Source organism: Kribbella sp. NPDC055110, from assembly GCF_053607525.1.
Genome location: NZ_JBSGTS010000018.1, coordinates 126,744 through 140,404, shown reverse-complemented (window position 1 = coordinate 140,404; position 13,661 = coordinate 126,744). Strand labels below are relative to the sequence as shown.

Here is a 13,661-nt window from a genome sequence, read left to right as displayed (position 1 = left end):
TCCAGAGAGCGGACAGTTGCCGACAGTTATGCGCATTGATGTGTGGTCCGACGTCGTCTGCCCGTGGTGCTACATCGGGAAGCGCCGGCTCGAAGAGGCTCTCGCCGACAGCGGCGACAAGGCCGAGATCGTCTGGCACAGCTTCCAGCTGGACCCGTCGTCGACGAACGACGACCCGCGGGACCTGGCGACGCGACTGGGCGAGAAGTACGGTCGCGGCCGCGAGTGGGGCCTGCAGGCGAACGCCCACGTCGCCGAGGTGGCGGCCGAGGTCGGGCTCGAGTACCACCTGGACCAGGCGAAGGCCGTCAACACTGTCGACGCGCACCGCATCCTGCACCTGGCCCGCGACCTCGCGGACGCCGGTGAGGTGCCAGCAGACACGCAGGGCCGGCTCAAGGAGCGACTGCTCAAGGCCTACTTCACCGACGGCCTCGCGGTCGGTGACCACGCCACGCTGACCGAGCTGGCCACCGAGATCGGTCTCCCCGCCGAGCACGTGCGTGAGGTTCTCGCGGGTACGACGTACACCGACGAGGTCGCGGCGGATCAGGCGCAGGCACTGGCGTACGGCGCCAACGGCGTACCGTTCTTCGTCATCGACGAGAAGTACGGCGTGAGCGGCGCCCAGCCCGTCGACGTCTTCAAGGAAGCACTGCGCCGGGCGAACGCGGACCGCAAGCCGGTGACGCTCATCACTGCACCGGGCGCGACCACCGACGGTGACGTCGAGTGCGGCCCGGACGGGTGTCCTATCTGAGTAGTTGCTGGACTACTGGTGTATGAAGGACACATGACTGTCGTGCGCGCACTGGCCAGGCCGTTGCTGTCCGTCATTTTCGTCGTCCAGGGCGCGAACGCGATCCGGAATCCCGAGCCGCTGGTTCCCAAGGCGCAACCGGTGACCGACCGGATGGTGCCGATGGTGAAGAAGTTCGCGCCGCCGCAGGTGAGCGACCGGATCCCGGACACGACCGCCAACCTGGTCCGGCTGAACGGCGCGGCGCAGGTACTCGGCGGTGTCGCGCTCGCGAGCGGCAAGGGCCGCCGGCTCGGCGCGGGCCTGCTGGCCGCTTCGCTGGTACCGACGACGCTCGCCGGCCACTCGTTCTGGCTGGAGAAGGACAAGACCGTCCGCAACCAGCAGCGCATCCAGTTCATGAAGAACCTGGGTCTCCTCGGCGGTTTGCTGCTCGCCGCGGTCGACACCGAGGGCAAGCCAGGCGTCGCCTGGCGGGCCACGCACGGTGCGCGGGCGGCGAAGCGCGAGACCAAGCGCGGCACGAAGGCCGCCAAGCGCGAGGCGAAGCAGTTGGCCCGCGAGGCGAAGCAGGCCGCCCGTCTTGCGAAGGCGGAGCTCAACCTCAGCTGATCCCGATGCCCTAGGCTCAGGGCAGTACAAGCCGAGCTTGAGGGAGTGGGATGAGCGAGCAGGGTTGGCCGGCGCCGCGGGTCGATGGAGCGGTGACCGGTACCGTCACGGTGCCCGGATCGAAGTCGATCAGCAACCGTGCGCTCATCCTCGCCGCGCTCGCGGACGGCCCGTCACACCTGACCGGCCTGCTCGCGGCCCGCGACACCGACCTGATGCGGTCCGCCCTGGTTTCGCTCGGGGTGGGCATCACTGAGAGCGGTACGACGGTCACCGTCACCCCGGGTTCGCTCAAGGGCCCGGCGTACGTCGACTGCGGTCTGGCCGGCACCGTGATGCGGTTCGTGCCGCCGGTGGCCGCGCTCGCCGACGGCGTGGTCGCGTTCGACGGTGACGAGTACGCGCGGGAGCGGCCGATGGGCGTCATCCTGGGCGCCCTGCGGACCCTCGGCGTACAGATCGACGACGGCGGAACCGGCCGGATGCCCTACACCGTGTCCGGCACCGGTTCGGTGCGTGGCGGCAAGGTGACGCTGGACGCGTCCGGGTCGAGCCAGTTCGTGTCCGCGCTGCTGCTGGCCGGCGCGCGGTACGACGAGGGCGTCGACATCCGGCACGACGGGAAGCCGGTGCCGTCGCAGCCGCACCTGGACATGTCGGTGGCGATGCTGCGCGAGCGCGGCGTCACGGTCGACGACGCGGAACCGAACCGCTGGGTCGTTGCTCCTGGCCCCATTCGGGCGCTGGACACCGCGATCGAACCGGACCTGTCGAACGCGGCGCCGTTCCTGGCCGCGGCCGTCATCACGGGCGGTTCCGTCACCGTGACCGGTTGGCCGGCGGAGACCACGCAGCCCGGTGGTCAGCTGCCCGAGATCTTCACGCGGTTCGGCGCCGAGGTGACGCGGACCGAGGACGGCATGACGGTGCGCGGAACCGGACGGGTGCAGGGCTGTGACCTCGACCTGAGCGAGGTCGGCGAGCTGTCACCCGTGATCGCCGCGGTGGCCGCGTTCGCCGACGGACCGTCGTACCTGCGGGGTATCGCGCATCTGCGCAACCACGAGACCGACCGGCTGGCGGCGCTCGAGACCGAGTTCAACGCGCTCGGCGGGGACGTCACGCAACTCGAGGACGGGCTGGCGATCCGGCCGAAGCCCTTGCACGGCGGGCTTTTCCACACGTACGCCGACCACCGGATGGCGCACGCCGCCGCCGTCGTCGGCCTGCTCGTCGACGACCTGCAGATCGAGAACATCGCCACCACGGCGAAGACCCTGCCCGAGTTCCCCGCGATGTGGTTGGGGCTCACGAGCTGATGTCGCGGTACGACGAGGAGGCCAAGTACGACCGTCCGAAGCGCCGTACGCGGCCACGGACCAAGGACCGCCCCTCGTACGACGACGCCGTGATCGGGTTCGTGTTCACCCGCGACCGCGGGCGCTACGCCTGTTGGGTCGACGACCCGGACGGCGGGCGGGAAGTGACCGCGATGAAGGCCCGTCAGCTCGGCCGCACCGGCGTGATCGTCGGCGACCGGGTCAAGCTCGACGGCAACGCGAGCGGCGACGAGGGCTCTCTCGCGCGGATCGTCGAGGTCGTGCCCCGGACGACGCTGCTGCGCCGCTCGGCCGATGACGACGACCCGGTCGAGCGCCCGCTGGTCGCGAACGCCGACCAGCTCGTGATCGTCGTCGCGGTCGCCAACCCGGAGCCCCGGACCGGACTCATCGACCGCTTCCTGGTCGCGGCGTACGACGCCGGCATGCGGCCGCTGCTCTGCCTGACGAAGACCGACCTGGCCGACCCCGACCCGCTGCTCTCGATCTACCGCCCGCTCGGCGTCGAGTCGGTCGCCACGCACCAGGGCGGCGACCTGAGGGAGCTCCGCGAACAGCTCGACGACCGGACGAGCGTGCTGGTCGGCCACTCGGGCGTCGGCAAGTCCACACTGGTCAACGGCCTGATCCCGGGGGCGGACCGGGCAATCGGCGTCGTCAACGAGGTGACCGGCCGCGGACGGCATACATCGACCAACACTCTGGTGCTGCGGCTGCCTGAGGGCGGCTGGATCATCGACACCCCGGGCATCCGCTCCTTCGGCCTGGCCCACGTCGACCCGGACAAGCTGATCGGCGCGTTCCCCGATCTGGCCGACCTCACCGCGGATTGCCCCCGGGGCTGCACGCACACCGAGACCGCTCCCGACTGCGCTTTGGACGACGCGGTTGCCGCCGGCCGAGCCGACGCCGACCGGGTCGCGTCCTTCCGCCGCCTCCTGGCAAGCCGCGAAGGACGCGAGACCCGCCAGGACGCCGTACCGGAGCAGGACGCTACTTCTTAGGCAGCGTGCCGCTCCACACGGCCTTGGCGCCCGCGTCACCGGTGCGGATCGTCTGGTAGATCACGACGGCTCCGAGTACGACGACCGCCGCGGTGACGACCAGTTCGAGCGGACGGTTCTTGGTTGCCTTCGCACCCTTTCCGTTCGCCAGCGCCGTCGGCCCGCTCAGCAGCAGGAACGCGGCCACCACCAGCACAGCGAACGCCAGGACGAACCACAGCAGCAGGTTCCCCCGGGACCGGTGCAGGGCGACCAGCTTGTCCAGTTGCGGGATGGCCGCCACGAACGCGTCGCCGCTCTTCTTCGCCACGAACGCGCACACCAGCGCACCCACCCCGAGCACAAGGGCCGGCCAGCGAAGGAACCAGCGCCACTTCGGCACCAGCGCGAAGACGATCGCGGTGAGCGCGGCCACCGGCAGGACCACCACCGCGAGGTGGATCACCAGCACATGCAGCGGCAGATCCCCGAAGCGCTCGAACATGGACAGCCTCCATGGCAGTCGTGTGACGTGATCAGACACTAATGGCACGTTCAACGAGCCCGTTCGGTTCAAACCACACCGCAACCGATCCGCAACTGATCCCGGACACCCGGCCCCGCTCGGGAGCGGTTCAGGCTAGCCTTCCGGCATGCCTTCGCACACGGATGACCTGCGGCTCGCCCACATCCTGGCCGACGACGCGGACTCGACCACGATGGACCGCTACAAGGCGCTCGACCTGCACGTGGCCACCAAGCCCGACCTCACCCCGGTGAGCGAGTCGGACAAGAAGGTCGAGGACGTGATGCGTAAGACGCTCGCCCGGGCCCGTCCGCGGGACGCGTTCGTGGGCGAGGAGGAAGGCACCACCGGCTGGGGCGTCCGGCGCTGGGTGGTCGACCCGATCGACGGCACCAAGAACTACATCCGCGGCGTCCCGGTCTGGGCCACCCTGATCAGCCTGATGATCGAGGACCAGGTCGTGGTCGGCGTGGTGTCGGCTCCCGCGCTCGGGAAGCGCTGGTGGGCGTCGTACGGCGACGGCGCCTGGACCGGCCGCGCGCTGCACTCGTCGCAGCCGTGCCGGGTCAGTGACGTGAGCAAGATCGAGGACGCGTCGCTGTCGTACGCCTCGCTCAAGGGCTGGGAGAAGCTCGGCAAGAAGAACCAGTGGGCCGACCTGATGGACTCGGTCTGGCGGACCCGCGCGTACGGCGACTTCTGGTCGTACATGCTCGTCGCGGAAGGCGCCGTCGACATCGCCGCCGAACCGGAGCTCAACCTCTACGACATGGCCGCCCTGGCGATCATCGTCGACGAAGCCGGCGGCAAATTCACCTCCGTCGAAGGCGCCCCCGGCCCCAACGGCCCCAACGCCGTAGCCACCAACGGCCGCCTCCACGAAGAAGTCCTCAAACGCCTCGCGTAACCGGCCGGAGAAACGTCTTTGGGCACGGGCCAACCAGATCTTGCGGTGGATTTTGGTTGGTGGGGGCTCAAAGTTGTGCTCGCCGCTGCAGGAACTCTGCCTCGGTGGGGTTGGTGGTGAAGGCGAGTGCTTCTTCGTACGCCGCGCGCGCCTCGTCTGTGCGCCCGAGCCGGCGGAGCAGTTCGGCGCGCGTGGAGGCGAGATACGGGTACGTCGCCAACGCCGGGTCGTCCGGTAGTTGTTCGAGTGCGGCTGCGGGGCCTGCCACGTAGCTGAGCGCCACCACCCGGTTGAGCGCTACCACCGGCGACGGCCATTTTGCGAGCAGTACGTCGTACAGCCCGAGGATCTCGACCCAGTCGGTGTCCTCCCACCGCGCCGCCTCCGCATGCACCGCCGCAATCGCCGCCATCAGCCCGAACCGCCCACCCGGCCCCACCGCTCCCGGCACCAACTCGAGCCCCTCGGCGATCAACCCCTGATCCCAGAGCGAGCGGTCCTGATCTTCCATCAGCACCAGATGCCCGGAATCGTCCACACGAGCAGGCCGCCGCGCCTCGGTCAGCAGCAGGAGCGCAAGCAGTCCGGCAGCCTCCGCATCGCGCGGCAACAGCAGCCGAATCATCCGCGCAAGATCAATCCCCCGCTCCCCCAGAACCGGCCGAGTGAGGCTCGGTCCGGGGCCTGCCGACTGGCTCACCTCACCGTCGGTCGCGGTGTGTCCGGCTGTGTAGACGAGGTGGATTACGTCGAGGACTGCGGTGATGCGGTCGGGGAGTTCCGGCGTACGGGGGATGCGGTAGGGGATGCTGGTGCGGGAGATCTTGTGTTTGGCTCGGGTGATTCGGGCTTGCATGGTGGCTTCTTTGACCAGGAACGCCTTGGCGATCTCCGCTGACGACAGGCCGCATACCAGGCGCAGCGTCAACGCGATCTGGGCTTCCTGCGACAGCGCCGGGTGGCAGCAGGTGAAGACCAATCGGAGGCGGTCGTCCGGGAAGGTCTCGTCGACGACGTCCTCGTCCGGAATCAGCAACGGGAGCTTCCGGCGTACGACGTCCGCGCGCCGCCGGTGCTCCAGCGCGCGCCTCGTCGCGACCGTCGTCAGCCACGCACCCGGCTTCCTCGGCACGCCGTCGGAGCGCCAGTGCACCAACGCCTTCGCGTACGCGTCCTGAACGCAGTCCTCCGCCAGGTCGAGGTCCGCCGCCACGCGAGCAGTCGCGGCGAGTACGGCTGCCCACTCGGTCACGTGAGCCGCCGCAACCGCCTCCGCCACCGCCTCCGCCACCGGATCAACCACCTCCCGCTCCGCGCGGACCGCCGTACGCCTCGATCTCAGCCACCGTTGACCAGCGGACGGACCTCGACGCCGCCCATCGGCGACGGGACCTGCTTGGCGATCGCGAGCGCCTCGTCCAGGTCGGCGGCCTCGATGATGTAGTACCCGCCTATCACTTCCTTGGTCTCGGCGAAGACGCCGTCCGTGACGACGTACCCGCCGTTGCCGTCGGAACGGATCGAGGTCGCGGTGTCACTCCCGTCGAGCTGCCCGCCGCCGCGGACCGCGGACCCGTTGGCCTCGACGAAGGCCTGATGGTTCTTGTGGTTCTGCTCCATCACCGCCCCGTCGTCCGCGGCCCATTTCGCCTCGTCGTCGTAGATCATCACCAGGTACTTGCCCACGTGTAGGTCACCTCTCTCGGTTACAGCATCTACCACTCCGATGCGCGACCCCGGCCGAAATCGACATCACCTGGCGCGAATTTCGCGACCACGTAAGGTGGCCGGTATGCCCTTGACGTACCCCATCGCGGAGCAGACGCTCGACAACGGCCTCCGAGTCGTCGTGAGCTCGGACCGCGCGGTCCCGATCGTCGCCGTCAACCTCTGGTACGACGTCGGGTCGCGCCACGAACCACCGGGGCTGACCGGGTTCGCGCACCTCTTCGAGCACCTGATGTTCCAGGGCTCGCGCAACGTCGCCTCCGGTCAGCACTTCAGCCTGCTGGAGACCGCGGGCGCCAGCCTGAACGCGAGCACCTTCTTCGACCGCACCAACTACTTCGAGTCGCTGCCCAGCGGCGGCCTGGACCTCGCGCTCTGGCTCGAGGCGGACCGGATGGGCTACCTGCTCGACGCGGTCAACCAGGAGAACCTGGACAACCAGCGTGACGTGGTCAAGGAAGAGAAGCGGCAGTCGTACGACAACCGTCCGTACGGCGACTCGTACGAGCGGCTCGTGAAGCTCGCGTTCCCCGAGGGCCACCCGTACGCGCACATGACGATCGGCTCGATGGCCGACCTGGACGCCGCCTCGGTGGAGGACGTGCACGCGTTCTTCCGGAAGTACTACGGGCCGAACAACGCCGTCCTGACGATCGTCGGCGACGTGTCCGAGGAGGACGCGTTCGACGCCGCCAAGCGGTACTTCGGCCATCTGCCCGCGATCCCCACGCCGCCGCCGGCGCCGGACGGGACGATCGGCCCGATGACCGACGTACGGCGGGACGACGTGACCTCCGACGTACCGTCCGACCTGATCACGATGATGTTCCGGCTGCCGGTGGACGGTACGCCGGAGCTCGACGCGGCCGGCCTTGCGCTCGACATCCTCGCCGCGGGGCAGAGCGGCCGGCTGAACCGGCGCCTGGTCCGCGACGAGCAGATCGCGCAGTCGGTGTCCGGTGGTGCGCTGCCGCTGATCGGCGGGGTGTCGTTCGGGACGCTGACCGGGATCGCCTCGGACGGTATCGACCTGCAGAAGGTCGAGGACACGCTGCTCGAGGAGATCGAGAACCTCGCCGAGAACGGTGTCACCGAGGACGAGTTGGCGACCGTGCAGGCGCAGGCCGAGCGGGACTGGCTGGAGCAGCTGGCGACGTGCGCGGGCCGTGCCGACGAGATCTCGCACCACGCGTTGCTGTTCGGCGATGCGAACCGGATCAACACGCGCATCGACCAGGTGCAGGCCGTCACCGTCGAGCAGGTGCAGGAGGCCGCGCGGAAGTGGATCCGCGCCGAGGGGCGTGTGCAGGTCACGTACCGCCGTACCGAGAGCGCAGGGGAGCAAGAGTGAGCCAGGTTCTGACCACCCCGCCGGCCGTCGGTGCGCCGCGTCCGTGGCGGTTCCCGGAGGCGGTGACCACGCGGACCAGCGTCGGCGCACCGGTGCACGTCTTCGACCGTCCGGGGCAGTACGTCGCCACTGTCCGGGTCACGATCGCGATGCCGCTGATCGCCGAACCGCGGGAGCTCGAAGGCGTCGCGACGATCATGTCGCGGACGCTCGACGAGGGCACCGAACTGCATTCGGCCAACGAGTTCGCCGCCGCGTTGGAACGGCACGGAGCGGCGTACGGCGTCGACGTCAGCTCGGACGCCCTGCATGTAGAGATCTCGGTGCCGGTGTCGCATCTCGCGCCGGCGGTCGAGCTGCTGGCCGAGGCGATCACGCGGCCCGCGTTCAACCAGGCCGATGTCGGGCGGCACGTGACGATTCGGCTCGGCGAGATCAACCAGGAGCGGGCCAACGCCGGGTACCGGGCGCGGGAAGCGTTCTCGGCGCACCTGTTCGCCGCGTCGACGCGGCGGTCCCGGCCGACCGCGGGCCGGCCGGACACGATCCGTCCGCTGACAAACGTCGAGGTGGCCAACTTCTACCGGAACAACATCGGCCCGGAGCGCGCGGAGATCCTGTTCGCCGGCGATGCGACCGGCGTGGATGTCGCCGGCATCATCGATGCAGCGTTTTCCGGCTGGACGTCGTCGGCCGGTACGGCGCTGGAGACGCCGGAGCCGATCTACGTTCCGGGCAACCGGGTGGTGCTGGTCGATCGGCCGGGCTCGGTGCAGAGCCAGCTGCTGATCGGATGCGCCGGCCCCGACCGGAGGGACCCGGCGTGGGGTGCGGCCGCGGTCGCGAACCACGTGGTCGGCGGGACGATCACGTCCCGGGTCGACACCGTGCTGCGCGAGGAGAAGGGGTACACGTACGGCACGCGGACCAGCTTCGCGGCACCCCGCAAGGGCGGGACCTTCAGCCTCGGTGGCGCCGTACGGACCGAGGTGACCGGGGCCGCGATCGGTGACGCGCTGCGGATCCTGCGCGAGGCCCGCGACGGGCTCACCGAGCAGGAGGTGCAGGAGGCGAAGGACAGCCTGATCCACACCGCTCCCCTGCGCTACGAGCAGGCCGATTCGGTCGCCCAGCAGGTCGGCAGCAACATCGCGAACGGCGTACCGATCGACTTCGCCGACACGTACCTCGCCCAGATCGCCGCCACCACGGCCGCCGAGGCGACCGAGGCCTACCGCCGGTACGTCGGCACCGACGGGCTGCTCGTGGTCGTGGTCGGGGAAGCCAAGGACGTCCGTCCGCAGCTGGAACTGCTCGACCTCGGCGACCTGATCGAAGTCAGCTGATCGAGTCCCGCTGCCCCCGGCACGGTGGGGGCAGCGGGACCGACAGGTCAACTGCTGATGTAGTTGGACAGCTGCTCGGTCTCGAACTCGAGCTCGCCGATCCGGGACTTGACCACGTCACCGATGCTGACCAGGCCGGCAAGGTTGCCGTCGACAACGACCGGCACGTGCCGGATCCGGCGGTCGGTCATCAGCCGCATCAGGTTGTCGATCAGGTCGTCCGGCGTACAGGTGTGTACCTCCGACGTCATGATCGCGCTGACCCGGACGTCGCCCGCGTCCGGCGTACCGTTCCAGAGCCGGACGATGTCACGCTCGGAGACGATGCCGTCCACCGACGCTCCGTCCGCGCTCACCACGACCGCACCGATGTTGCGTTCGGCCAGCAGCGCGAGCAGTTCGGTGACAGTGGCTTCTGGGGAGATGGTGACGACCTGGTTGCCCTTACCGCGCAGTACGTCATTGATCTTCACGGAGCCTCCTGCAAGTTCGAAGGACCAATACCCCAAGGTACCGGCATTCGCCCGGTCACCCCCAGTGACAACGACGGACAAGCGTCCACCCCCGCGACAGCACTGTCGGCGGCGTTTAGCTGTTTGAACGCTCAAGTTGGGGTTCGGGGGTGGTCCTCCGGGCGTTCGCTACTTAGGGTGATCGCAGAGCGTGTGCGCGGAGGGGTGCACATGGTCGCCGGGAGGGTACCGATCGTGGGGGCGGTGAAGAGGGGGGATCGCCCGCACGATCGGTCGCTAACGTTCGTCGCGGAGCAGGTCGATGGCTGCCTGGCGGTCCTTGACCCGGAGTTTGCGCAGTACGGACGAGATGTGCACGCGGACCGTCGTCGGTGACAGGAACAGGCGCTTGGCGACCTCCTCGGTCGTGTGTCCTTCGCCGAGCAGGCCCATCACCTCCCACTCGCGGGACGTCAGTAGGGCCGCCTTCGACCGCCGGACCGTACGCCGGCGCCCCGGTTCCCGGAACTCGTCGAGGATGCGCGCGACCAGCGACCGCGGGATCGCCGCCTCCCCCGACAGCACGCCGCGCAACGCCGCGGGCAGCCGGCCGGGATCGGTGTCCTTCAGCAGATAGCCGGATGCGCCCGCGCGGAGCGAGTCGAACAGGTCGTTGTCGTCGCGGGACACGGTGAGCATCACGATCGCGATCTCCGGCAGCAGCCGGGACACCTCCGCGGCCGCCCGGATTCCGCCGCCGGGCATGTGGATGTCGAGCAGTACGACGTCCGGCCGGTGCTCCTCGGCGTACCGGACCGCCTGCGGCCCGTTGCCCGCCTCGGCGCAGACCTCGAAACCGCCCGCCTCCAGGGCCTGCCGGATGTGCGCCCGGAGCTGCGGGTGGTCGTCCGCGATCACCACGCGGCTGGGACCCCCTGGTTCCGCGTTCACCACCTGACCACCACCGTCGTCCCCTCGTCCGGCCGCGAGGTCAGGTCGAACGTCCCGGGCAGCGTCTCCGCACGCTCCCGCATGCTGATCAGCCCGAACCCGGTGCGCGATCCCCCGGGATCGAACCCGTCCCCGTCGTCGGAGATCCGCAGCCTGCTGCCCTCGCCGTCACGGCCCAGTTCGACCCTGACCCGATCCACCCTGCCATGCCGGACCGCGTTCAGCACCGCTTCCCGGGCGATTCGGACCAGGGAGTGCCGCTGCGCCCGGTCGACCACGATCGACTCGTCGAGCTCGAGATCCAGCGTCGCGCCGTACCGCTGGGCCAGCTCCTCGACCGCCCGGTGCAGCACGAGACCGAGCGGCTCGTCGTCCGACCGCCCGAGCGCCTCCAGCATCTGCCGCGCCTCGTCCTGCGCGCGGTCGCTGGCGGCGAGGATCCGTTCGGCGCGTGGGCGATCGGCGAAGGACGAGATCTCCGAGCGGATGTAGCCGAGCTCCTGCAGTACGCCGGCGTGCATCTCGCGAGCCAGCCGTCGCCGGTCCTCGGCCACCGCGGCCTCCGCCTGCAAGGCCCAGTGCCGGCTGATCTCGCGGCCCGCGGCGACGAGCAGCAGGAGGTACGACGCGGTGCGCAACACGGTGCCGGAGTACAGCCAGTCCTCGCGCGCCGGCGGAAAGATCAGATAGTTCAGCCGCGCGAACGCACCCACCGCGCAGGCGGGACCGAGCCAACGCAGCAGTACGTCGTCCCGGCTGCCAGCCTGCAACGTGAACGCCACCGCGGCCACCGCGAAGCACGTGAACGTCACGAGCGCCGGGATCAAGGGTGCATTCGTGGAGGAGAACTCCGGCAGCGAGTCTCTCCGCCAGTACAGGACCGCGCTGATCACGAGCATCACCGCGATCACCGGCGCCAACGCCCAGTGCCGCCAGCCGCGCCGACGTGCCTGGCGATCCGGGACGAGCGCCGACGCCGCGATCAGCAACGTCCCGACGGTCCGCAGCGCGGGCGGAAGCCAGTTGCCGAACGCACCGACCGGCTCGTTCTTCGCGAGCGTGACGCTCAGCAGAGCGTTCGCCGTACCGAGAACGATCAGGCCCTGCAGCAGCAGAAGATCCTGCCAGGTGTTGGTACGCCGGAATCGCCCGTAGACCAGGAACGCGAGCAGCAGCGCGACACACGAGTTGACCGTCTCGAGCACGAGGTACGCCGCCGGGCTCTGGTACCCGAACTCGCGCTCCCACCGCCCCACGGCCACAGCCGCGGCGGCCATCCCGGCTACGAGCAGCGCCAGCGTGACGCTTCCCCGTGCCGCCCAAAAACCACTCAGACGCCCCCTCACAACTACCGACCGTACTCCCGCACCACCCACCGGACCGGAGCTTTCCGGAAAGAAATCGTCACCACGCGGCAGAAAAGTTCCGGAGATCCGTGGTCCTCGGCGCGGATAGGATCACGAAGTTTGCGAGAGGGGTGGCGGGGTGGGATTTCGGCAGGATCTGGCCGTACTGCGGCATCGGGACGTCCGGATCTTCGTGTCGGCGCGGTTCATCTCGATCCTCGGATCGGCGATCGCCCCGGTGGCGCTGGTGTTCGCGGTGCTGGACGTGTCGCATTCGGCCGGCGCGGTGGGGACGGTACTGGCGGCGCGGAGCATCCCGAACATCGTGTTCCTGCTGATCGGCGGCGTGATCGCGGACCGGCTGCCCCGGCACCTGGTGCTGGTCGCGGCCAACACGATCAGCGGACTCACCCAGGGGCTGGCCGCGACGCTCGTCCTCACCGGGCACGCGACGATCTGGCAGCTCGCGGCGATCGAAGCGGTGAACGGAGTGGCGGCCGCGTTCGTGATGCCCGCGATGACCGGGATCCTGCCGTCGATCGTGGACCGCGCCGAACTCCCCCAGGCGAACGCGATCGCCGGGTTCGCGCGCTCGGCGGCGATGATCGGCGGCGGCGCGGTCGCCGGTGTGATCGTCGGGCTGACCGGTCCGGGCATCGGGCTCGCGGTGGACGGCGTCACGTTCCTGATCGGTGCGCTGCTGCTGTTCCGCCTGACGATCCCGCGGATCGAGCGGGCGGCGAGCTCGGTGCTGACCGACCTGCGGGAGGGGTGGAAGGAGTTCGCGTCCCGGCAGTGGGTCTGGGTGATCGTGCTCGCGTTCGCGCTGCTCAACCTGATCTACACGGCCTGCTACCAGGTCCTCGGCCCGGTGATCGCGGACCGCACCTTCGGCCGGACGGGCTGGGGTGTGGTCAGTGCCTGCTTCGGCGCCGGACTGATCGCCAGCGGCCTCATCATGCTCCGCCTGAAACCACGCCGCCCGCTCCGCATCGGGATGCTCGGCATGCTCCTCACGGTCCCGGTGATGCTGTGCCTCGCACTGCTCCCCCAGCTGTGGGCGATGGCGATCGCGGCGTTCGTGCTCGGCGTCGGTTTCGACATCTTCGGGATCAGCTGGGAGACCGCACTCGGCCAACACGTCCCCATCGACAAGCTGTCGCGCGTGTCGTCGTACGACATGCTCGGCTCGTTCATCGCCGGACCGGTCGGCCAACTCACGGTCGGGTACGTCGCCGTAGCGATCAGCGCGAAAGCCGTCGAACTGTACGGCGCCGCACTGTTCGTCCTCATCACCGTCATCACGCTCGTCGTCCCGTCCGTGTGGAACCTGCGTAGTGCCCCGTAAGCGCTGTAGGT

Annotated in this window: 14 protein-coding genes; 8 read left to right on the top strand and 6 right to left on the bottom strand. The window is 69.4% G+C overall.

The genetic code is table 11. The features are described 5' to 3' along the window. Positions 1–28: 28 nt before the first annotated feature. Genes ACWF0M_RS26105 through rsgA form a run of 4 tightly spaced genes read left to right on the top strand, consistent with a single transcriptional unit; the run spans position 29 to position 3,716 of the window. Positions 29–760: a DsbA family oxidoreductase gene (locus ACWF0M_RS26105; RefSeq protein ID WP_452238335.1), complete on the top strand. Its 732-nt coding sequence runs from the start codon at positions 29–31 to the stop codon at positions 758–760. A 33-nt stretch (positions 761–793) separates the two neighbouring features. Next, on the top strand, positions 794–1,372 hold the full coding sequence (locus ACWF0M_RS26100) for a DoxX family protein (protein ID WP_452238334.1): 579 nt from the start codon (positions 794–796) through the stop codon (positions 1,370–1,372). A 50-nt stretch (positions 1,373–1,422) separates the two neighbouring features. Beyond that, positions 1,423–2,691 (top strand): 3-phosphoshikimate 1-carboxyvinyltransferase, encoded by a 1,269-nt coding sequence (gene aroA / locus ACWF0M_RS26095; RefSeq protein WP_452238333.1) that lies wholly within the window; start codon positions 1,423–1,425, stop codon positions 2,689–2,691. Continuing rightward, complete coding sequence (rsgA, locus tag ACWF0M_RS26090) at positions 2,691–3,716, top strand: ribosome small subunit-dependent GTPase A (protein ID WP_452238332.1); 1,026 nt, start codon at positions 2,691–2,693, stop codon at positions 3,714–3,716. Before aroA ends, rsgA begins: the two co-directional genes overlap by 1 nt. Here rsgA and ACWF0M_RS26085 read toward each other — a convergent pair. Then, positions 3,706–4,200, bottom strand: a complete 495-nt coding sequence (locus ACWF0M_RS26085) for a DUF2231 domain-containing protein (protein ID WP_452238331.1) — start codon at positions 4,198–4,200, stop codon at positions 3,706–3,708. The genes rsgA and ACWF0M_RS26085 overlap by 11 nt on opposite strands. A gap of 148 nt (positions 4,201–4,348) precedes the next feature. Here ACWF0M_RS26085 and hisN point away from each other — a divergent pair, with 148 nt between their 5' ends. Continuing rightward, positions 4,349–5,128: a histidinol-phosphatase gene (gene hisN, locus ACWF0M_RS26080; protein WP_452238330.1), complete on the top strand. Its 780-nt coding sequence runs from the start codon at positions 4,349–4,351 to the stop codon at positions 5,126–5,128. Between the two features lie 67 nt (positions 5,129–5,195). On the opposite strand, the gene ACWF0M_RS26075 is transcribed toward hisN, so the two are convergent. After that, positions 5,196–6,431, bottom strand: a complete 1,236-nt coding sequence (locus tag ACWF0M_RS26075) for an RNA polymerase sigma factor (RefSeq protein WP_452238329.1) — start codon at positions 6,429–6,431, stop codon at positions 5,196–5,198. Between the two features lie 35 nt (positions 6,432–6,466). Continuing rightward, positions 6,467–6,814: a YciI family protein gene (locus tag ACWF0M_RS26070; protein WP_452238328.1), complete on the bottom strand. Its 348-nt coding sequence runs from the start codon at positions 6,812–6,814 to the stop codon at positions 6,467–6,469. A 106-nt stretch (positions 6,815–6,920) separates the two neighbouring features. On the opposite strand from ACWF0M_RS26070, the gene ACWF0M_RS26065 reads away from it, so the two are divergent. Further along, on the top strand, positions 6,921–8,207 hold the full coding sequence (locus ACWF0M_RS26065) for a M16 family metallopeptidase (protein ID WP_452238327.1): 1,287 nt from the start codon (positions 6,921–6,923) through the stop codon (positions 8,205–8,207). After that, complete coding sequence (locus ACWF0M_RS26060; protein ID WP_452238326.1) at positions 8,204–9,553, top strand: M16 family metallopeptidase; 1,350 nt, start codon at positions 8,204–8,206, stop codon at positions 9,551–9,553. Before ACWF0M_RS26065 ends, ACWF0M_RS26060 begins: the two co-directional genes overlap by 4 nt. A gap of 47 nt (positions 9,554–9,600) precedes the next feature. Here ACWF0M_RS26060 and ACWF0M_RS26055 read toward each other — a convergent pair whose 3' ends face one another. The 3 genes from ACWF0M_RS26055 to ACWF0M_RS26045 all read right to left on the bottom strand — a co-directional run bounded on the left by ACWF0M_RS26055 (position 9,601) and on the right by ACWF0M_RS26045 (position 12,233). Then, positions 9,601–10,026 carry a CBS domain-containing protein gene (locus ACWF0M_RS26055; RefSeq protein ID WP_452238325.1) on the bottom strand — a complete coding sequence of 142 codons (426 nt, stop codon included), beginning with the start codon at positions 10,024–10,026 and terminating at the stop codon, positions 9,601–9,603. Between the two features lie 276 nt (positions 10,027–10,302). Further along, on the bottom strand, positions 10,303–10,959 hold the full coding sequence (locus ACWF0M_RS26050; RefSeq protein WP_452238324.1) for a response regulator: 657 nt from the start codon (positions 10,957–10,959) through the stop codon (positions 10,303–10,305). After that, a complete protein-coding gene (locus ACWF0M_RS26045) occupies positions 10,953–12,233 on the bottom strand; it encodes a sensor histidine kinase (RefSeq protein WP_452238323.1) in 1,281 nt (426 codons plus the stop codon). The genes ACWF0M_RS26050 and ACWF0M_RS26045 overlap by 7 nt, the downstream gene beginning before the upstream one ends. 208 nt (positions 12,234–12,441) lie before the next feature. On the opposite strand from ACWF0M_RS26045, the gene ACWF0M_RS26040 reads away from it, so the two are divergent. Then, entirely contained in the window at positions 12,442–13,650 is a 1,209-nt protein-coding gene (locus ACWF0M_RS26040) for an MFS transporter (protein WP_452238322.1), read from the top strand. Positions 13,651–13,661 lie beyond the last annotated feature (11 nt).

What these genes read in the sequence shown, in the direction of transcription:
- ACWF0M_RS26085 (WP_452238331.1), bottom strand. Translation starts at nt 4,200, where the DNA reads ATGTTCGAGCGCTTCGGGGATCTGCCGCTGCATGTGCTGGTGATCCAC.
- rsgA (WP_452238332.1), top strand. Translation starts at nt 2,691, where the DNA reads ATGTCGCGGTACGACGAGGAGGCCAAGTACGACCGTCCGAAGCGCCGT.
- aroA (WP_452238333.1), top strand. Translation starts at nt 1,423, where the DNA reads ATGAGCGAGCAGGGTTGGCCGGCGCCGCGGGTCGATGGAGCGGTGACC.
- ACWF0M_RS26065 (WP_452238327.1), top strand. Translation starts at nt 6,921, where the DNA reads ATGCCCTTGACGTACCCCATCGCGGAGCAGACGCTCGACAACGGCCTC.
- ACWF0M_RS26100 (WP_452238334.1), top strand. Translation starts at nt 794, where the DNA reads ATGACTGTCGTGCGCGCACTGGCCAGGCCGTTGCTGTCCGTCATTTTC.
- hisN (WP_452238330.1), top strand. Translation starts at nt 4,349, where the DNA reads ATGCCTTCGCACACGGATGACCTGCGGCTCGCCCACATCCTGGCCGAC.
- ACWF0M_RS26045 (WP_452238323.1), bottom strand. Translation starts at nt 12,233, where the DNA reads ATGGCCGCCGCGGCTGTGGCCGTGGGGCGGTGGGAGCGCGAGTTCGGG.
- ACWF0M_RS26105 (WP_452238335.1), top strand. Translation starts at nt 29, where the DNA reads ATGCGCATTGATGTGTGGTCCGACGTCGTCTGCCCGTGGTGCTACATC.